Source organism: Oribacterium sp. FC2011 (genome assembly GCF_000701645.1).
Taxonomy (GTDB): Bacteria; Bacillota; Clostridia; order Lachnospirales; family Lachnospiraceae; genus Oribacterium.
In genome coordinates this window covers 213,953-234,974 of record NZ_JNJM01000002.1, presented here as the reverse complement: position 1 = coordinate 234,974, position 21,022 = coordinate 213,953, and the positions used below count along the sequence as shown (strand labels likewise).

Below are 21,022 nucleotides of genomic sequence, written 5' to 3'. Positions count from 1 at the left end.
GGGCCGAAATTATTTATAATCACATGTTGAGAATAATCCAAAAAAAGAGGGCCCGCAACCGACAATCGGTTACGTCCCTCTTAAGTATTTCTTACACCCTAATCAGGCTCTCGATACCGCAAACCACAGGAGAACTATAATGCCCAAAACTATACGATAATAGCCAAAAATCGTGAAGCTGTGCTTACGGATATATCTCATCAAAAAGCTTATGCAGTATACACTTACCAGGTAAGCGATAAGCATTCCGAGTATCATATAGAACCACTGAACCGTATTGAATCCTGCACCTCTCTTGAGAAGCTTCAGAAGGCTTGCTCCGAACATCACCGGTACGGAAAGATAGAATGAAAACTCTGCTGCAGCTGTTCTGGAAACGCCGAGAAGCATGGCTCCGATTATGGTTGCCCCGGAGCGTGAGGTTCCCGGGATGAGGGCAAGACATTGGAAACAACCTATCCATAATGCAGTTTTCAGATCAAGCTCACTTACTCTCCTGACAGAAAAGGTGGTATATTCATTTCTTTTTTCTATGACGATAAATGCCACGCCGTAGATGATAAGAGTAAGAGCCACCACGAATCCATTGTAAAGGTAGGTGTCCAGGAAATCGTCCAGAAGAAGTCCCAGCACTGCTGCGGGAAGGCAGGCAATGATTATCTTGATCCAGAGCTCAACCTTTGCGGGAGCAAGGCCGATGCCCCCTTTGCGTCTTGTTTCAAAGGGCCATAACTGCCTGAAAAATGTGGTAACCACCGCAAGTATTGCCCCAAGCTGTATCACAACCTGGAATACCTCATAGTATTCCGCAGGCTGACGAAGCTTGATGATGTCATTAACAAGAATCATGTGACCGGTGGAGGAAACCGGAAGCCACTCGGTGAATCCCTCTACAAGTCCAAAAACCAAAACCTTTAGTATTTCTACAAAACTCATATGAACCCCTTTATAAAAAAAAATTAAATATTTTCAATCTGCCAGTCAACCGGACTTAACCCATTCGCCTCGAGATAGGCATTGGCCTTCGAAAAAGGTTTTGAACCGAAGAATCCTCGATATGCGCTGAGGGGACTCGGGTGCGGTGACTTCAGTATCAGATGCTTCGGATTGTCAAGCATGGCCTGCTTCATCTGTGCCGGCCTTCCCCACAGTATAAAGACCATAGGCCTGTCCACCTTATTAAGCGCCTTAATGGCGGCGTCCGTGAACTCTTCCCAGCCAAGTCCCTTATGACTGTTTGCCTCATGAGCCCTGACGGTGAGAACCGCGTTCAGAAGCAGCACGCCCTGATCTGCCCATTTTTTCAGGTAGCCGTTGTTGGGGATGTAACACCCCAGATCATCATGAAGCTCTTTATAGATATTAACCAGTGACGGCGGAATGTCTATGCCCTGCTTTACGGAAAATGAAAGTCCGTGGGCCTGCCCCGGTTCATGATAGGGATCCTGCCCGAGGATCACCACCTTCACATTACTCACAGGAGTATAGAGGAAAGCATTGAACACATCCTCTGCCGGGGGATAAACCTTTTCTGTCTTATATTCCCGGTCTATCTTTTCATACAGATTTTTATAATAAGGCTTCTCAAATTCAGGCCTGAGCAAAGCCTCCCAGTCGTTATTTATCATCATTTTCCTCTCCGTGGAGCTGAGGGTAATACTTCCGGCGTCCCATAGACACGTTCTTGTAAAGATCGTACAGCAGGGAGCCTGTTTTACCTTCCTCCGGGTGATCATCCTTCTTTATGTTGAGATCATACTTGTCGAAAGCATTGATTATAACCGTTCCCGACGGATGAACCTGTACCCTTTTGAATTTCCCGTAATTCCCGTGAACATGACCGTGGATCATGTATTTGGGCTTATACCTCATGAGGAGGTCATTAAAGCACTGAAATCCCTGATGAGGCAGATCCTCGAGATCTCCGTAGCCCTTTGCGGGGGAATGGGTAAGCAGGATGTCAAAACCGTTATAAAGCATTATGGTACGCCTCAGACGTTCTATCCTCTTCTCCATTTCCCTTTCGGTGTAGAGGTACGGTCCCTCTTTATATTTCATGGAACCCCCAAGTCCAAGTATCCTTAGTCCGCGGAAATCAATGATCCTGTCATCGGCGCAGTCACACCCCATAGGCGGATGGTCCACGTAGTAACTGTCATGATTCCCCGGAACATAAACAAGGGGCGCGTGTCCCATGGTCACAAGGAATTCCAGATATCTTGCATCGAGGTCTCCCGCAGATAAGATGAGATCTACCTCCCGTAGTTTTTCCGGATCATAATGCTCATATAGCACCTTGTTTTCTTCGTCAGCGATCAGAAGAACCTTCATCACTCACATCTCCCTTATTTGTCATAAATCCGCTTATGCGCATAAGATACTGTGCTCTGTCGTTGAATGCCTCTATAGGAGGAATGGTGCCTATGATATTGTCATTAAGCCAACGCATATTCACTATTTCCTCGCCGGACAATCTCGGGTCTGTTTCCTTTTTGATGATGCCCTCCTGACTCCGTAACTCTCCGTCAAAAGGATTTAACATCTCTTCAACTATACCTTTTTTAAGCGCCTCTGTCATTTTTCTTGAAGCATAGCCAAGCTCTCTCGACAGAATGACATCCACTACCCCCGACTTCATGCCAAACCAGAAGTTGAGAGCTTTATGATCCTTTGTCAGGGTTGAGTTATCCCAGGTTCCGCTCAAAATGGAGTCTATGATGATCTCATAGAACCTGCCCCAGTCAAATATAGGCATGGCAATGTTCGAGACAACGTCCCCGTCCGATACCATGTAAACGCCGTATTCTTTTCCTGAAACCTTGGGCGGTGTAAGCTCCGGACCCGATATGGTGATAATGTTTTCTCTTCTGAGTTCTTCTCTCCAGTCTGAATCCTTTAGCTCCATCCACTTTAAATGTATGCGGGAATATGGATTTATCAACTGGGCACCAATGGCAAAGGCATTGACATTGGCAAGAGTACCATACTGGGGACAAAGTTCAACATATCCTATGTCATGACCGTCTGTCAGCGATGCCGCAAGGGCTCCCATGATGAATTTCGCCTCGTACATACGGCTGTAATAGGTTCGTATAGTGTTGTAATTTGTATTTACGGAGCAGTTGAGGATGTATATCTCCGGGTGCTCCACTCTCGCCTTTACGGACTCGTCTATCATCATTCCCGAAGTTGTGAAGATGACATGGGCACCGGCCTCTGCGGCTTTTTCCAGAGCCTCATGCACAAGCTCCGGCGTTCCGCAGTCATCATATACCATGGTTTCTATGTGCTCACCGAACTTTTCGGAAAGATAGGCACGTCCCAGCTCATGCCCGTAGGCCCAGCTTGAACTCTCAGTACTTTTTTCGTAGATAAATGCTGCCTTCAGAACATCGCCTCTGAAGCCCTTAGACGTGAAAATGTTGAAAATATTTGGCTTCTCCTGCTTTTCCAGAAGCTCAGGTTCCTTAACGAGGCTTATATCATCCGATTCCTTCAGGAATTCCTGCCAGATCTGGTCGAGATTCTTTTCAATCTGGGCATTGGATACATCCTGGATATTGTAAAGTCCGAATACCGTGAGATACAGTAAAAATGCATCGCCTGTTTTCATCTCCAGACGGTCTCCGCCTTTCTTGATGAAAATTTTGGAGAACCTGCTGAAGGCTGCCTTGACGCTCTTTCTTACCTCTACGTCCCAGGGCTTAGACATTGGCAGCTTCAGAACATCACAGAGCTTCTGATACTGTCCTTCTTCGCTGAATCTGATGCCGTAAAATCCCGCTGCCTTAAAGAACTCAACAAACTCATGATAGATATTGTCCTCTTTGCTGCCTGTCCTATCGGGCATAAATCTGATGACATCCGCCATTATGGAATCCGAACCGATAAATTTGGATACGGAAACACGCTTGTTTCCCTCCTGTACATAAAAACGGCCCATGTACTCATAAACCAGTATGGCGTCTCTGATGCCTTCATTCATGGCTGCATCATAAAGAGAACTCCATTTCATGGCAAATTCTGTATTCAAGTCAAGAATGGGCATGAAATTGGTGGCAAATGCCTCCTGCCTGCCGCGGGTCTTGGTCCCGGAGATCGCGGAGATCGGTATCTCCATCACTCCCAGTCTGTTTTCCGCAACTATATCGGCAGAAGCGATCATATCATCAAGTGCCGTCAGATAAGGATATCTGCCGCCGGTCACATCCTTACGATATTGTGCATCTCCCCTGCGTTTTGCTTTTGAGTAATCTTCGATCATTTAATTCCCTTAAAAACAATGGGATCAGACCTGTCACAGCCTGATCCCTTTCCAATTGTACCAGTGTCAAATTATGCCACGGATTTAAATCACTTAGGTCCGGTTGTTGAACCTGCATTTATGTTTACAGAAGAACCACTGTTAACGGAAGCAGACACATTAGTAGTTGATGTGGTAGTATCCGACGGAGCAACCGTTGCTGAAACAACATTGCCTGAAGTAGATGTAGAAGATGATGGCGATGTTGCGGTTACGGCACTTGTGCCGGAAGAAGGTGATGTAGTTACTGAAGTATTGGAATCAGGTCCTTCACCAACCGTGCCGCTTGCAAGTGTTGTGGAGGCAGCATTTGTTGTGCCGGTATTTCCTGTTGTTGTCACTGTAGTGGTTGTTGTGGTTGTTGTAGTTGTGCTGGTTCCATTGCTGCCGGATACTGTGCTGCTACTGCTGCTTCCTGAGGTTGTTCCTCCCGGTGATGTAACAGAATCAGAGCTGTCTGATGATCCTGTTGATGCATGTGTAACGGAAACTCCGTCTACCGAACTTGTGCATTCACCGTCGCTGTTGAACTTGTACTCAGTGCCGTCAATGGTGAGAGTCTTGTTCTTCTGCATCTTGCCATCCTTGAAGTAATAGTAAGAGCCTTCATACTCAAGCCATCCCACTACCATCTTGCCGTTCTGTGCAAAATAGTACTTCGCGCCATCGATCTCCTTAAAGCCCTGAGCCATCTTGCCGTTCTCAGTATCAAGATAATACTTATTGCCGGAAGCATCTTTCTTCCAGCCTGTCTGCATAACGCCCTGAGCATTGAGATAATAGTAAGAACCGTTGTTGGAATACCATCCGGTCTGCATAACACCATTGGACTCAAAGCGATACCACTTGCCATCGATCTTCGCCCAGGAATCCATAACGAGGGTTCCGTCTCCCGGCTGGAAATAATACCACTTATCGTTGAGCTCGATCCAGCCTGTTGTCATGGTTCCGTTGGACTTCAGATAATACCACTTGGTCTCTGTACCTTCTGTGAGTTTGAGCCATCCGGTCTGCATAACACCGTCTGACTGAAGATAATACCACTTGTTGTCTATCTGTCTCCAGCCGGTTGCCATGAGGCCGTTGCTTCTGAAATAGTGCCAGTTATCATTGATCTTCTTCCAGCCCGTTACCATGTATCCATCGTTTCCGATGTAGTAGTAGCCGGATGAAGTATGTATCCACTTATTGCTGATCTTTTCGTTGGTTGACTCATCTACATAATAATATTTTCCGTCTTTCTGACCCCAGCCGGCAAATGCCATCGGTGCAAAAGCACTGCATCCAATCACGATACTAAGTCCGGCTATTCCCAGTTTTGATTTTATATTCTTAATCATAAGACACCCCCAAAATCATCTATAGAAATTTTATCACGCATTCAAGCGTAAGTCTTTTTCTATTACATTAAAATTTTTCCAGGTTTCGTAAGATTTTGTAGGAGTCCTTGAAATACCTGTACATCTTAAGGGTGTAATCTCCGAAACTTTCCCCCAAAGCCATCTTATATATCCCCCAAAGCGCCCAGAGAAGCCCGCCGAGACCCATGTAGGCGATCACTATGGCATAGGCGTCGTCCGGTGAAAGCCCCTTCAGGGCAATGCCTCCACGAGACTCGAAAATCTTCTGCAGTTCTGACTCTGCAAGCGCATCTGCCACCCCGGAGGTTTCCAACAGACCTTTTTCTTCCCCACCTGACTGCAGTTTTTTATTCTGATTTATGGATTCGGTTTCCGAGCCGGGAATCCCCGACTCTCCATCTGCCTGCAGCTTTATATCCTGAACCTTTCCGGGTTCAGGTGCAGCAGCGTACACCCTTACAAGCTCCTTCGCCTTATCAAAGCTCATGTAGGAGTAAATTGCCGACATAGCAAGATCCAGCAAAGGATCCGCCATTCCCGCATACTCCCAGTCGATCATCTTTAAGCCTTCATCAGTAAAAATGAAATTGTCCTTTACGGAATCGATATGCGCGATGGTCTTAGGCCTGTTCAAAGAATCGATCCAGCCGAGCACCTCCTCCGCCTTCATCCTGACAGCCGGATAATCCTCGTAAGGAACCTCAGCTCCTGCTTCCTTTATATCCTTTTCATAGTTACCAAGCTCTCTTCTCAGGTCAAAATCATGTCCAAGCTTTATTCCGGAATTATGAAGCTTTTTGAGCACCGACATGCACTGTGAAAGCTCCTCGACATTATCAAAATCCGCGTTTCTTGCCCCATGATAATATCTCGATATCTTGTATCCGCTTTCCGCGTCAAAATACACAAGCTCTTCAGTTATATCAAGTCCTGCCACAGCTTTGTAAACCTCACCCTCCTGCCGACGGTTAATAAGCTTCTCCGTTCCGGGTCCGGGGATACGGCATATAAAGGCTTTGTTCCTGTACTTCTCAGAGATTTCCTCCGAATCCGAAACATTAAAATACCAGGACTTATTGGTCATACCCGCCTTCAGGCACTTAATGTTTATGATCTCCGACTCCGGAATTCCGAATATTTCCGAAACCAGCTGCATGGCCTTGGAGCCTGAATTGTTAACATACTTCTCGTCAAAGCGGCGGAGCTCCTCCAGGTTTTCGAATTCATAAACCACGCCCTCAGGCTGCTTGTTTATATAGATATCCGGAAGATTCTTCAGGTTTCTGATGAGAACATCCTCCCAGTAGAACTGCTCGGTTCCGGGCATCTTGTAGTAAGCTTCAATAAGCGGAAGAAATGCTTCCGAAAATTCCTTTGTGAGATAAACCGGACCGTACATGCACCACTTGTCGCAGCCGCCGACGCGCACATCCTTTATGGCACCGTTCTTTCCGGTCTCCATAGCCCATTCACGGGTCTCACCCTTCATAAAGGTTGCCGCATACCAGGTATCCGCCTCGAAACTGTGATAAATATTGTCCCTCATCCAGTTGTCGGAGGACAGGATATAGCAGTTTTTACCCTTAAGTACATCCTTCGCATGATACAAAGTCGCAAGCGTATTTTTATCACTGTATTCAGGATTATAGATAAGCTTTACATCATACTTATCGATGAGATAATCAAACTTCTCCTTGAGGTATCCCACCATGATGGTAATGTCTCTGACACCCACTTCATGAAGCTGCCTTATCTGACGCTCGATCATGCGCTCCCCAAAAACCTCAAGAAGTCCCTTGGGTGTCTCATAAGTAAGCGGCACAAACCTTGATCCGAATCCTGAAGCCAGTATCAGCGCTCTTTCCACCCGATACTTCTCCAGCATCCTTCTTCCCGTTTCGGTTATCTCGTAAGAGACATTTCTTCCCCTTCCCTCCGAGCTCTCCACCTTCGACAGAAGCCCCTCTTCAACCGTTTCCGCTATAAGCTTGTTGGTCTTCCCCAGCGACACCTCCAGCTGCTGTGCAATATCCCTCTGGGTACTCTCCCTGTTTTCAAAAAGAGTCCTTAAAATAATAATCGATTCCCTGCTCGCCTTACTCATATCTCTTCCTTCGGCAATACGCCTCATGTTTTGTTCAAATCAGCAAAATCTTCCTTGTTTTTGAACATGATACCATCATCTTCTCATGATTTCAAGTATTCACCTTATGTACCATCGTCACATTAAGGTCTCAAATTCATTTACCCGGTATAAAAAATGACTTTATATCTCCATTACGGAATATGAATCAATGAACAATATGATCTTCAATGACCTATATCTCCAAAAATGAGTTATAGGTCATGAATGAGTCCACTTATATATGACCTATTTCCATAAAATCAGATTATGAGTCAAGAAAGGATCTGTCTTATCATGACTTATATCCCAGAATTTGAATTTTGAGGCAAGGAACTATCAACCTTACCATGACCTATATTCCAAAAATCGTATTTTGAGGCAAGGAACTATCAGTCAAAGTCAGAGAAAATGCAAGGGATGGGTGGCAAGGCTTGCTTTATCAGCGTTTCGTAAGAAACGCTGATGCCCCCAGGCGGCGAGGCTGTTTCGGCGTAAGCCGAAATCAAACGAAAATGCCTGCGCGTAGCGCATTCCAATGGCATTTTCTCCTTTCTCGAGTTGAAAGAACAGACTAATAGGCGTGTCCGTACACGACACACGTAAGTGTGATCGGGTACGGACACGCCTATTAGGATGTACTTTCAATCTCGTGGGCCGTCGCACGTCCCCTGCATTTTCTGCACCATTTCAATCTCGTGGGCCGCCACGCGTCCCTTGCATTTTCTCGTCCGTCTTATAATACATTTACGGCTCAGAAACCTCGAAGATCAAATCGCCATAGCTTGGATATGGCCATAGATCCTTGTCCACGATCTGCTCAAGCTCGTCAACGGGAGCTCTCAGAGCCTTCATGGCAGGAACGATAACATCGTGGTATTTATGAGCCTTCTTCTCGGCATTCTTCTCCTTGCCGTACTTCTCAACCTTCTCGTAAAGATCGGTACGTGCATCCTCCATGTCCCCGAGAAGCTTTGAAGCTCTTTCAAGGAGAGTCTTCTGAACAGAAACATTGGCATCAGGGCAGGCCTTCACGACCTTATTCACAGAATCCGCAAGTCTTGTGGTGTAGTGAATAACCGCCGGAATAATCTGCTTTCCGGAGATATTGATCATGGCACGGGCTTCAATGTTGGTTACCTTTACATAGTGCTCATACTCAACCTCTGTGCGGCTCTCAAGCTCTGGCTGAGTGTAAATGCCAAATTCTTTGAAGAGCTTAACAGCTTTTTCGGTTGTGAGTGCAGGTATGGCATCAACCATTGACGGAAGATTCGGAAGTCCGCGTCTCTCGGCTTCCTTAACCCACTCTTCGCTGTAACCGTTGCCGTTGAAGATGATTCTCTGGTGCTCTGTAAGAAGCTTCTTAATGTAGTCGTGGCAGGCAGTTTTGAAATCCTCTGCCTTCTCAAGTACATCCGCAGCCTCTTTGAACTGCTCAGCCACTATTGCATCGAGGATGATATTAGCCTCGGCAATGGAATCGCTGGAACCTACCATACGGAACTCGAATTTGTTTCCGGTGAAGGCAAATGGTGATGTACGGTTACGGTCTGTAACGTCAGCATAGAGATCCGGCATGGTGTTGACACCGGTAGGAAGCTTCTTGCCCTTCTTGGACTTTGTAGCATAGCCCTGACCGATGAGCTGCTCCACCACATCCTCAAGCTGTGTTCCGATAAATGCGGAAATGATTGCAGGAGGTGCCTCATCAGCTCCCAGTCTGTGCTCATTTCCCACGTCTGCTGCGCTGAGTCTGAGAAGATCCGCATGCTTGTCAACCGCAGCGAGAACGCAGGCCAGAACCAGCAGGAACTGAACATTTTCATGAGGTGTATCTCCGGGGCTCATGAGGTTAATGCCGTCGTCTGTGGTAAGGGACCAGTTATTGTGCTTACCGGAACCATTGATACCTTCAAACGGCTTTTCGTGAAGAAGACACTCAAGACCGTGCTTGGGCGCAGTCTTCTTCATTACCTCCATCAACAGCTGGTTATGATCTACAGCAAGATTTGCCTCATCATAAACCGGTGCAAGCTCATGCTGTGCCGGTGCAACTTCATTATGTTCTGTTTTTGCCGTTACTCCGAGTTTCCAAAGCTGAATGTCTACATCACGCATGAACTCGGCGATTCTGTGTCTGATGGAACCAAAATAGTGATCATCAAGCTCCTGACCCTTTGCAGGCATCACGCCAAACAGGGTACGGCCTGTATAGATAAGGTCTTTACGCTTTAAATATTTGTTACGATCTACGAGGAAATACTCCTGCTCGGCACCTACAGAAGGCTTGACACTTTTAGAGCTTGTATTTCCAAAAAGACGAAGAATACGCAGGGCCTGTTCATTTACAGCCTGCATTGAACGGAGAAGCGGAGTCTTGGTATCAAGCGCCTCACCGCCGAAGGAGCAAAAAGAAGTAGGAATGCAAAGGGTGACAATGTCTCTGTTATCACCTTCGTGACGTAAAAATGCAGGGCTTGTGCAATCCCAGATGGTATAACCTCTGGCCTCGAATGTTGCACGAAGTCCGCCGGAAGGAAAAGATGATGCATCTGTTTCACTGCGGACAAGCTCTTTGCCGGAAAACTCCATGATGACCTTTCCGTTTTGATCAGCAGCTGAAATAAAGGAATCATGCTTTTCGGCAGTTATACCCGTAAGTGGCTGGAACCAATGAGTATAGTGGGTAGCACCATGCTCGAGAGCCCACTCTTTCATTGCCTGAGCAACAGAATCCGCAATGGTCGGATCAAGTTCATAGCCCTCAGTGATCGTCTTCTTAAGCTTCTTATAAACAGCCTTCGGAAGACGTTCCTGCATAACCTTGTCGTTGAATACATCTTCGCCAAAGATTTCAGCAACATTCAGAACATCATTCATTCTCAAATCTCCTTTTAACACCCTTGTCTTTGTATATTTAGTTGTGCTGTGCTGATTGTAAACCACCGAATAACAGTGTGGCAAGAAAAAAATATTCTGCTTTTCATTAAAGACATTGGTTAATGTGATGAAAAAGCTGCCGGAACTTTCATTCCGACAGCTTTTGAAAATTTATTATTTTGCTTATCAAGCCTTGTTAGCAGAACCGAAGATATTGATCTTGTTCTTGCACTCTGCAATGATAGCCTCTGTGCCCGGCTTAAGGAGCTTACGAGGGTCATAGCCCTTGCCTTCCTTATCCTTGCCAGCCTCAACGTACTCTCTTGTAGCCTTGGCAAATACAAGCTGAAGCTCTGTGTTTACATTGATCTTTGAAACACCGAGAGAGATAGCCTTCTTGATCTGATCCTCGGGGATACCTGAACCACCGTGGAGAACCAGTGGAAGCTCACCGATCTTATCCTTGATAGCTGCAAGAACATCAAAATCAAGACCCTTCCAGTCAGCAGGATATACACCGTGAATGTTTCCGATACCTGCAGCAAGGAAATCGATTCCGAGATCAGCGATCATCTTGCACTCATTAGGATCAGCCTTCTCACCGTCAGATGCAACACCGTCTTCTACACCACCGATGCCGCCAACTTCAGCCTCAATAGAAATGCCTAAATCATGAGCTGTCTTAACAAGTTCTTTTGTCTTTTCAACGTTCTCATTGATATCATAGTGAGAGCCGTCAAACATGATAGAAGTAAATCCAGCTTCGATACAAGCCTTGGAGCCTTCGTATGTACCGTGATCAAGGTGAAGAGCTACAGGAACTGTGATTCCAAGAGACTCATCCATAGCCTTAACCATAGCAACTACTGTCTTGAAGCCTGTCATGTACTTGCCGGCACCCTCAGATACACCGAGGATTACAGGTGACTTGCACTCTTCACAAGCAAGAAGAATTGACTTTGTCCACTCGAGATTGTTGATGTTGAACTGTGGGATTGCATAGTGTCCTGCAAGTGCCTTGTCCAGCATGTCCTTTGCGTTTACTAACATTTGATTTCCTCCTAATGTAATTACTTTTACATAGCCTGTTAATATATTAACATACTATGTATTGTATTTCTATAAGAACATAAAAGATTGTTAAAAATTTCGCATCATGCCCTTACAAATACCATTTTTCCAAAAAGCCGAAAATATCATCACTAAACAAATTAGCGGTGAAAAAATCATCTTGGTCTATAATAGCATTTTTTAACCCAATATGGTACTCTTCGTTATTAAAAATACACAAATTTCTCCGTATTGTAACTGTACGTCCGAGTATAAAACAGACCGGAGCCGGTGGGCATCCATTTAAAGACGTTGAGCCGAGTCGAGAAAAAATAAAATCGGACCCCTATGAGCCGACGGGTGTCCATTTAAAAACGTTGAGCGAGGACGAGAAAAATCAAGGTCAGACCCCTTAGAGACACTTGGTTCCTTTTCCTTAGCCCCCTCGCCAAGTCTGAGTTTTCATAAAAGTAAACTCAGACATTGGCGAGGGCCTAGTGTCTCTTAGGGGTCTGACCTTAGATTTTTCCGCCGCAGCGACTCGTTTTTAAATGGACACCCGCCGACTCGTAGGGGTCCGATTTTAAATTTTTCCGACGAGACGACTCGTCTTTAAATGGATGCCCGCCGGCTCCGGTCGTACGTCATCAACCGAAGAGAAACTTCTCAACAACATCTTCCATATCTGCTATCTCACAGACTGTGTTGTGGCGAATCTCCGCGCTTCGTACATCCTTAATTGCTCTCGGCTCCGGAACACCCGCAATCTTCTGAAGCGCATCGATAACCTTGAAAACATCCTCATCATCGCCGTTCTCACCCAGGGCCTTCATGACATTCGGAGAGAACTTGAAAGGACTTGCAGTCGAAGCGATAACAGTCTTTGTCTTGTCGCCGCTTTCCTTAACATAGTTATCGTAAACCGCCTTGGCAACCGCTGTGTGAGGATCGATAACATAACCGGTCTTCTCCTTGAGAGCCCTGATGGAGGCAAATACAGACTCCTCATCAGCATAGCCACCCACGAAATCCTTGATAAAGGAACGCATCTCATCAGTAATCTCGTAAACACCGGTCTCCTTAAGGTCAGCCATAAGCTTTGCTGTCTTCTCAGCGGAACGACCTGTGCTGAGATATATGAGACGCTCAAGATTTGAACTGATAAGGATATCCATGGAAGGACTTGAGGTCAGGATGAAAGGACGGTTCCTGTCATACTTTCCGGTTCCGAAGAAATCGGTAAGCACTCTGTTCTCATTGGAAGCACAAATCAGCTTCTCGATAGGAACACCCATATGCTTTGCGAGGTAAGCCGCAAGGATGTTTCCGAAGTTGCCTGTAGGAACACAGACATTGATCTTCTCACCGTCTTCGATCTCACCTGTGGCAATCAGCTTGGCGTAAGCATAAACATAGTATGCAACCTGGGGAACGAGACGTCCGATATTGATGGAGTTTGCAGAGCTCAGGATAACACCCTTGTCCTTCAGCTTCTTTGCAAACTCCTTATCTCCAAATATCTTCTTAACCCCTGTCTGGGCATCATCGAAATTACCATGGATAGCCGCCGCATGAGTATTGAGCCCCGGCTCTGTACGCATCTGAAGCTCCTGGAACTTTGATACACCGCCGTAAGGATAGAAAACTATGATCTCTGTACCCGGCACATCACTGAAGCCTGCCATGGCAGCCTTTCCGGTATCGCCGGAGGTGGCTGTAAGGATAACGATCTTGTCGGTAACATTGTTCTTTCTTGCACTTGTCACCATGAGGTGAGGAAGTATGGAAAGTGCCATATCCTTAAAGGCAATGGTTCTTCCGTGGAAAAGCTCAAGGAAATATGCATCGTCCTTCTTTACAAGGGGAGCTATCTCCGGAGTCTCGAATTTCTCATCATAAGCAGAGTTGATGCAGTGACGAAGCTCCTCCTCCGTGAAATCCGTAAGGAACTCTTTCATTACCTCATAAGCGAGATCCTGATAGGACATGCCGCTGAGCTCCTTTAAAGATTTTGAAAGCCTGGGAAGTGACTCCGGCATAAATAATCCGCCGTCATCGGCAAGTCCCTTAAGTATAGCCTCTGATGCCTGCAGGCCTGTTTCTCCGCCACGTGTACTATTGTAAAGCATTGGTACTGTTTCCTCCTCATCTATATACATATGTTTTTGCCGTTTGTTTCTGCCATACAGATGCAGGTCTAATCGGCTCCATTTTTTAAAAGACTGCTGATTTTTGTTTTCATAAGATCGAATGCCACATCATTCATTCCACTGTTGATGACGATATCCGCCATAGCCTTTGTAGGTTCAACATAAAGATAATGCATAGGCTTTACGGTTGTGAGATACTGGGTGGATATGTCCTCAACCTGTCTGCCTCTTTCCTTAACATCCCTGATGATTCGTCTGATGATTCGCTCATCGGCATCAGCTTCAACATAAATCTTTATATCAAAAAGTGAACGAAGCTCGGGATTCTCAAGAACCAAAATGCCTTCCACAATGATGATCTTTGAAGGCTTAAGTTCTACGGTCTTGTCTGTACGATTATGCTGTGAATAATCATAAACCGGACACTGTACCGTTTCTCCACGTCTCAGGGCCTTTAAATGTGAGATCAGAAGATCCGTTTCAAATGCCTCAGGAGAATCATAATTGTTTTTCTGACGTATCTCAAAAGGTATTCCGTCATTGGACTTATAGTAATTATCATGATAAATGACAGTTACCTTATCTCCGAATTCAGCTTTGATCCTGTTTGTAAATGTTGACTTGCCGGAACCGGAACCGCCGGCGATGCCGATCATAATACAGCTCATAAATATTACACCTCTGTGTTTTTGTTGAAACAACGATACCTCGGGAGCGGATTCCACCGTCGGGTTGTACTGCCGCCGTTTCACCTTTCCCGTAGAGTTTCTACATCATTATAATCATATCCATAAGTCCTTTTCAACCGAAGACAAAAGAAAAACCGGGGCAAAACCCCGGTTGTATAAATCCCAGTTATAGCACTGATATATTTAAAAGCTTTGTTAATCTGTCATCGGATCAACATTGTATCATGACCACTTCAGAATTGGCGGCACATTCTCTGAGAGTACATTTCAATTCTTCCTGAAAACCTTGTACAAGGCATAGATCACGAGGCATCCAAACAATACTCCCATGGAATCGATGAGAACATCAGATATCATTCCTGCTCTTCCGGGCACAAACAATTGGTGAAACTCATCTGTTGCGGCATAGATTGTTCCTGTTAAAAAAGCTGTCCTGAAGGAACCTTTAAGATTCATTCCAAAACTGCTCCGGCAGGTCATAAACAAAAGGATACCAAGTACCGTATACTCCGTGGCATGGGCTGCTTTTCTCACCGGATGATCGATATGTTCGGCAAATTCAATCTGTTCCTCCGGTGACCACCCGGTGTATCCCGGTACAAAAACTTTTCCTATGGTTTCTCCCACATACAAACTCGTTTCAGTGGAGTCATCAGCAGGCTGCGAAGACATTAAAAATATCACCAGCATCCACAGCAGAGTCAGCACCAGAAATATCCACCGCCTACTGCTCATATTTACCTCTCTGATCATATGTCGATTTGTTCCTCATATATCAATGTTTTTTATCCGGAATATCTGATATGCCGGCGTCAATCTGATTGGCTCAATAAAAGTCATTTCTTCATGTCACCTATGTCCAAATCCGAGCTTCCTCTATCCTTCCTTTATCTTCTTTCTCCTTCGCGGCGTAATCTGTCTCTTACTGATATAAAGCATAAATGCCGACAACAGGAGCATAGCGGCTACTGCTTCAGAAATAAGTCTCGCCTCACTTATGCCCATGGCGTCCTTAAATATATATGACACTATGATCAATGCATAGCTGATAAATATGATCACATACGCTATGGCATTGGCCGCTGCAGTACTGTTTACGAGAGAACTTCCCATGATCCCGACACTGGTGCAAAAGACTGCCGTCACCATGAGGGCCCCTGTATACTGCAAAACCTCGGTAAGTGTAATCCCTCCATATATATACACAGTTGAAAGTATGGGTATGGAGGTGATGGCCAGAAGAAGCAGTGTACTCAATGCTCCCAGAAACTTACCGATCACTATATCCCAGGGATCCAGCTGCGTCGTCAGAAGCAGGCCCAGAGTCTTCCTCTCTCTTTCTCCCGAAATGGAAGAAGATGTAAGCGCCGGTGCTATGAGAAGTATAAGGAGCAGCTCAGCTGCTGCTGCGATATAGTAGATCCTCAGGAAATTGATATAGGATATCTCCCCCGTTGCTCTTGCGTTTTTCGAAACATAGAAAAGATTCACAAGTACAAGAAAGGCAAGGCAGCCATTTACCAGAGTGATAAGAAAAGGAAGAAAATATCTTCTGACGCTTGTTATCTCATCCTTTTTAAAAATCGGACTCAGCTTCATAGTAGGTCACCCTCCTTTCCTCCCTTGCTCCGGTAAGCTGCAGGAACAACGACTCCAGATTTCCCTTCTCACGATGGAACCCTTTAATATTAACCCCTGCCTCAACAAGCTTTTTCAGAAGCAGAGCCTCATCCCGGTCTGAACCCCCGTATGTGATAAGGAGATCCTTGTTACGGATGCTCACAGACTTAACCATCTTGTCTGCCCGCAATGTAGTAAGGGCCGAACTAAGATTACCCGAGACTGAGATGATGATGGGGTTCGAAGCATTAACCTGATCAAGTACATCCTCGATTTTTCCTTCCATAACGATTTTTCCCTGATCAATGATACCTATATCGGTACAGAGTTCAGAAATCTCGTTAAGTATATGGGACGAAATCACTATGGTTTTTCCGGTATCAGCAAGGTTTGCTATTATCTGCCGGAACTCAAATCTTGTATTGGGATCAAGACCTGCAGTAGGCTCATCCAGTATGAGTATCTTCGGGTCATGGATAAGGGCTCTCGCAAGGCTCAGCTTCTGCTGCCCTCCACGACTCAGGGAATCCATGTACTGGTTCTGCCTGTCGGCAAGTCCTACCATATTGAGAAGTTTCTGAATGCGCCTCTTTATCTTCGGCTCATTAATATCATAGCAGTCCGCAAAAAAATCCATATACTCTATGATGCGGAGATTCGGGTAGCTTCCGGTGTAATCAGGAACATATCCTATCCTTTTCTTAAGTCTGCGGACATTGGAACCGGCTTCCATATCATCCACCATGACAACTCCCTGATCAGGGAAATCAAGGCCGCACATCATCTGGATAGCTGTGGTTTTGCCGGCTCCGTTGGGACCGACAAAACCATACATGGCACCGTCTTCTATGTGCATAGTGAGCCCGTCAAGAGCATTTATATGTCCATATGTTTTTTTAACATTTTCAAGGGAGATCATCAGCTGTCTCCTTTCCCAGTCTCGGAAACGGTCTCCTGAACAGTCGCAGGAACCGACGGTGCAATTTCGTCGGCAACAACACTTCCATCGGCATCCAGCGGAAGCGGTCCTTCTCCTTCCTGCTGCTCACCTCCGACTTCATTTTCAAGTATCTGATTTATGACAGTAACATTTTCCTTCACGGTGACAGTGATCATCGGAAGATACATTCTCTCATCGATGCCCAGATTCTGCTCGCCCGGTGTATATTTCACCACGAGAACATTATCCTCATCAAGATAGTATGTAAGCTCCTTATCGCTCAGAACTCCATCTCCTATGTCCACGGGATCAAAACCGCCGGTACTATTGTTATAGAAGCTTAAGGAGCCCTTAAACGGTCTCAGATTTCCTATCCTGTGGTTAGGATTTCCTGAATCATCGGAGCTCAGGCTCTCTATGGTTATACTGCTAATGTTATCGCCCTCTCCAAGGTGGTAAGCCAGAACTGCAGGAACCACGCCAGAAATAGTGTTGTCACTGATGTCATAATCTCCGGTCCTGATCTCAGGGTCCGTAGACATAACACTGTAGCTGTATTCATCCCCGACCCTTGTGTCCAGAGGAAGAGATGCCACCACCATGCTGACTCCGTAGCTGTCATAATTAAGCTGATCTGAGAAACTTAAGTGTTCTCCCAGGCCGCTCTCACGGACAAATCCCACAAGCCTTGCATCCCCGTAATATCCCGCCATGTTGTCGGAAATATAATATTTCAGGAAGCTGAAATTTGCACCGTCCGTAACTGTATCGGCAATCCTTTGATAATCCCCGACGGGAACATTGACAATGTCCTTTCCCGACAGGTCAACTTCCTCACCTGCTCCAAGTTTCCCTATAAGGATAACCTTGCCATAGATAAGGATGGCTGCATCAGAAAGCTCATAGTCCGAATCATTTTTGAGCACACCCTGCACCTTGCCGTTTGAGTACACCATATCTGTGGTAAAGCAGCCTCCGGGATTCGGTGTTTTCGTGTTAAACTCAAAATATCTTCCGGTAAACGTATCTGTCCTGGAAATGATTATCTCAGTTTTGTCACGATCATTATTGATGGTAGTGTGTCCGGTTTCCGAATCCAAAGAAAGCTCCTGGATATCTCCGTTATAATCGGATCCTTTAAGCACCGGATATACATAGTATTCAGATTTTACATCAAAGGTATAGGTACTGTTATAGGGAGACCTCAGATTTACATAATCGATCTCGTTAATGCTGTCTTTGGACACTTCATTGAGCTTTGCGTATGTAAGGAAAGGGCCTGAGAATCTGGTTCCAACGCCCATTACCCATACGAGCATGGCAGCCAGAGCAGTAACCACTATAACTCCGGGTCTGTAAAGCCTTATCATGTCATGGGTACGGAGGTAGAAATAAAGACCCGGCCCCACCAGAAGCACATAAGCAGACAGAATTGTCACATAAAACAAAGGTTCAGGGATCTTACTGAGATCACTCATATTCATAAGAGCCTGAATATCCCAGTAACGCTTGAGACTTCTCTCCGATGCCGCAACAGACAGCTTGTCCAGACGGTTCTGTCCCAGTATCGCCTTAAAAAGATCGTCCACATAGAACATCTGATCCGTTGCGAATCTCTGAATATCGCAAAAATCATAACCCGAGACAGCTATAGCGCCCGTCCCTTCCGTAACAGTAGAAATAATGGGGACACCGTCGGAATACATCACTTCTCTTCCTCGTGTAAGTGTCACGGCAGAAGCATTGAGATCAAGGATATTTTTATTGGATCCTCCGGAATACTGCTCTCCCATATTGAGCTTCATTTCTCCCGGCATGAGGGGCTCCCTCAGATAACCGTCAAAGTATGGCGCAAGAGCAAAATTTCCCTTTGCTCCTGTTCCCAAAACCAGGACTCCGCCACTTTTAACCCAGTCAATTATGGTTTCAGCCTCGATCTCCGTCATAAGATGAATGTTATAGTCGGAAATAAAAAGGACATCCAGCTGGTCAAGTTCTTTCTTGTCCTTCGGCAGATTTTCTGTGTCAAGAGTTACTGTTCTCGTGCGGAGGATACCGTTATTGATACCAACACCGCCAAGGTAGGTAAGGGTTTCGGGACTCTGGGAAATAAGGCCAATGATCAGTTCCGCGTCAGAGCCCGCCACATCCAGGCCCACTCGCCTTGAGCCAAGCAATTCTCCCTTGGAATCCTCCGCGGTCACCAGAATCTGATTCACTCCGGAACTGAGGGATACGGTAGCCGAAAGCACATCCTCGGATTCTCCTTCTACGGTCTTCCTGTATCTGTACTCATAAACACTGTTCTCAGACTCCACCATGTACACATGGATATAACCTGAAAAAGTCTTTTCGCTTGTATTTTCTATGGTAATGCTCAGGGGCAGAAATCTTCCGGCCTTGGCAGTATTCTGATACCCATAGGTGACGGAAAGGTCAATGGTATCCGCTTTTGTTATCAGAGGAAATACCATCACCATGAAAAGCACGGCGCAAATAATCTTTATCTTTGAAAGCAGGCATAATGAGAGCCTTGCATTATCTTCTGTAGTCATAACCTCTCGAGTCATGATTGTGGGATTCAATATTTCTGGATTCAAAATTCTCTTTCCCTTCCTCAAAGTGGATCTTCAGCTTAACAGTAAAAACTGTTCCCGAAAGATCTGAAGATACCGAAACCGCACCATGATGCATGTCGGTAATGTTTTTAACGATAGCAAGTCCAAGTCCCGTTCCGCCGGGGCCGTTCTGAGTGGTACGACTGTGATCCGTTCTGTAAAATCTGTCAAAAATAAGCGGCAGTTCCTTTTCCGGGATCACATAACCGTAATTGACGATCTTGATGGTGACGATCTCTCTGTCGGCACGCAGGTTAACCTTTACTCTCTTACCCTCTTTGCCGTACTTGATGGCGTTATTGATAAGATTGTCAAAAAGCCGGGCCAGAAGGTCACCGTCTGCTTCTATGATCTGGGAGCCGGTATTGGAAACATAATCGTAGCTGAGCCCGTTCTTCGCGAAATTAGGATAGCTTTCCTCCAGCAGCTGTGCCAGGAGCTTTACTATATCAACCTCTTTGATGTTCAGGTTCACTTTTCCGTAGGAAAGCTTGGTGAATCCGAAAAGCTCTTCGATAAGCTTCTGAAGTCTCTCCGATTTGTTGTAGGCTATATCCAGGTATTTCTGTCTCATTTCCGGGGATATGCTGTTGTTCTTTCTGAGAAGTTCCAGGTATCCGATAATGGATGTAAGAGGAGTTCTCAGATCATGGGCAACATTGGTGATAAGGTCTGTTTTTGACTGCTCCGAATTTCGCTCCTTCTCAATGAGATCCCTTATATCCTTCTCCATGCGGCTGATGTTTTCGGCAATCTCTGTCAGCTCTCCCTCACCGGTCACATCAAGCTTTGTGGTGAGATCCCCTTCCGAAATCTGCTGTACCGCATTGGCGATGGTCTCTATGTCTCTTGCGGTTTTCCTCTGCATCATCAGGAAGATAAAAGAAAAAACAGCTATTCCGAACAGCACAAAAAGAAGGACACTTATCGTAGACCCGAAAGCAAAACGTTTCACTGTCTGCGAGTCGTTTCCCGTCTGATAAAGAAAACTTGTGATGGCTGTAATGTTGGTAACCAGAAAGACCTCAAGAACTGCGGTGATCACTGCCGAAACGCCAATATTTGCAATAATCTGCATCATGTAACCGCGTCCTGTACTGATCCTGCCGGTATTTTGTTTCTTTTCGTTATCCAAGGCTTTGTCTCACCTCTCAATGATTCTCTGCCATGGGTATACTACCGGGGACGGTTCTCGCGGTTGAGAACCGTCCCCGGTGGCAATCACAATTGAGGACCGTTCCCCATGACACCGATAGCACTCTACAAATAAAGCCGGAGGAACTCCT

At 45.7% G+C, this 21,022-nt stretch carries 15 protein-coding genes; all 15 read right to left on the bottom strand.

Annotation, left to right across the window (positions count from 1 at the left end; translation table 11 throughout):
- Positions 1-102: 102 nt before the first annotated feature.
- The 15 genes from T357_RS0102430 to T357_RS0102355 all read right to left on the bottom strand — a co-directional run bounded on the left by T357_RS0102430 (position 103) and on the right by T357_RS0102355 (position 20,871).
- Complete coding sequence (locus tag T357_RS0102430) at positions 103-936, bottom strand: undecaprenyl-diphosphate phosphatase (RefSeq protein ID WP_031548268.1); 834 nt, start codon at positions 934-936, stop codon at positions 103-105.
- A 23-nt stretch (positions 937-959) separates the two neighbouring features.
- Positions 960-1,628, bottom strand: coding sequence for a uracil-DNA glycosylase (locus tag T357_RS0102425; RefSeq protein ID WP_031548266.1), 669 nt, complete (start codon positions 1,626-1,628; stop codon positions 960-962).
- Positions 1,618-2,331, bottom strand: a complete 714-nt coding sequence (locus T357_RS0102420) for a metallophosphoesterase family protein (RefSeq protein WP_031548264.1) — start codon at positions 2,329-2,331, stop codon at positions 1,618-1,620. Before T357_RS0102420 ends, T357_RS0102425 begins: the two co-directional genes overlap by 11 nt.
- Positions 2,309-4,264 (bottom strand): BMP family ABC transporter substrate-binding protein, encoded by a 1,956-nt coding sequence (locus T357_RS0102415; protein ID WP_044915898.1) that lies wholly within the window; start codon positions 4,262-4,264, stop codon positions 2,309-2,311. The genes T357_RS0102420 and T357_RS0102415 overlap by 23 nt, the downstream gene beginning before the upstream one ends.
- A gap of 89 nt (positions 4,265-4,353) precedes the next feature.
- Positions 4,354-5,643, bottom strand: a complete 1,290-nt coding sequence (locus T357_RS0102410) for a PspC-like choline-binding domain-containing protein (protein ID WP_081828016.1) — start codon at positions 5,641-5,643, stop codon at positions 4,354-4,356.
- Between the two features lie 67 nt (positions 5,644-5,710).
- A complete protein-coding gene (locus T357_RS0102405) occupies positions 5,711-7,768 on the bottom strand; it encodes a sugar phosphate nucleotidyltransferase (protein WP_031548259.1) in 2,058 nt (685 codons plus the stop codon).
- Positions 7,769-8,533: 765 nt separating this feature from the next.
- On the bottom strand, positions 8,534-10,669 hold the full coding sequence (locus T357_RS0102400; RefSeq protein WP_031548257.1) for a glutamine synthetase III family protein: 2,136 nt from the start codon (positions 10,667-10,669) through the stop codon (positions 8,534-8,536).
- A 186-nt stretch (positions 10,670-10,855) separates the two neighbouring features.
- A complete protein-coding gene (gene fba / locus T357_RS0102395; RefSeq protein WP_031548256.1) occupies positions 10,856-11,719 on the bottom strand; it encodes a class II fructose-1,6-bisphosphate aldolase in 864 nt (287 codons plus the stop codon).
- A 647-nt stretch (positions 11,720-12,366) separates the two neighbouring features.
- Positions 12,367-13,848: a threonine synthase gene (thrC, locus tag T357_RS0102385; protein WP_242840049.1), complete on the bottom strand. Its 1,482-nt coding sequence runs from the start codon at positions 13,846-13,848 to the stop codon at positions 12,367-12,369.
- Positions 13,849-13,916: 68 nt separating this feature from the next.
- Positions 13,917-14,537 (bottom strand): uridine kinase, encoded by a 621-nt coding sequence (gene udk / locus T357_RS0102380; protein WP_031548252.1) that lies wholly within the window; start codon positions 14,535-14,537, stop codon positions 13,917-13,919.
- A 288-nt stretch (positions 14,538-14,825) separates the two neighbouring features.
- Positions 14,826-15,293 carry a VanZ family protein gene (locus T357_RS0102375; protein ID WP_031548250.1) on the bottom strand — a complete coding sequence of 156 codons (468 nt, stop codon included), beginning with the start codon at positions 15,291-15,293 and terminating at the stop codon, positions 14,826-14,828.
- 141 nt (positions 15,294-15,434) lie between these two features.
- The gene (locus T357_RS0102370) at positions 15,435-16,157 is read right to left on the bottom strand and encodes an ABC transporter permease subunit (protein ID WP_049962222.1); all 723 of its coding nucleotides are present in this window, start codon (positions 16,155-16,157) and stop codon (positions 15,435-15,437) included.
- Positions 16,135-17,097, bottom strand: coding sequence for an ABC transporter ATP-binding protein (locus T357_RS0102365; RefSeq protein ID WP_031548246.1), 963 nt, complete (start codon positions 17,095-17,097; stop codon positions 16,135-16,137). Before T357_RS0102365 ends, T357_RS0102370 begins: the two co-directional genes overlap by 23 nt.
- Positions 17,097-19,673 (bottom strand): hypothetical protein, encoded by a 2,577-nt coding sequence (locus T357_RS0102360; RefSeq protein ID WP_031548244.1) that lies wholly within the window; start codon positions 19,671-19,673, stop codon positions 17,097-17,099. The genes T357_RS0102365 and T357_RS0102360 overlap by 1 nt, the downstream gene beginning before the upstream one ends.
- Entirely contained in the window at positions 19,657-20,871 is a 1,215-nt protein-coding gene (locus tag T357_RS0102355; protein ID WP_330373075.1) for a sensor histidine kinase, read from the bottom strand. The genes T357_RS0102360 and T357_RS0102355 overlap by 17 nt, the downstream gene beginning before the upstream one ends.
- Between the last annotated feature and the right edge of the window lie 151 nt (positions 20,872-21,022).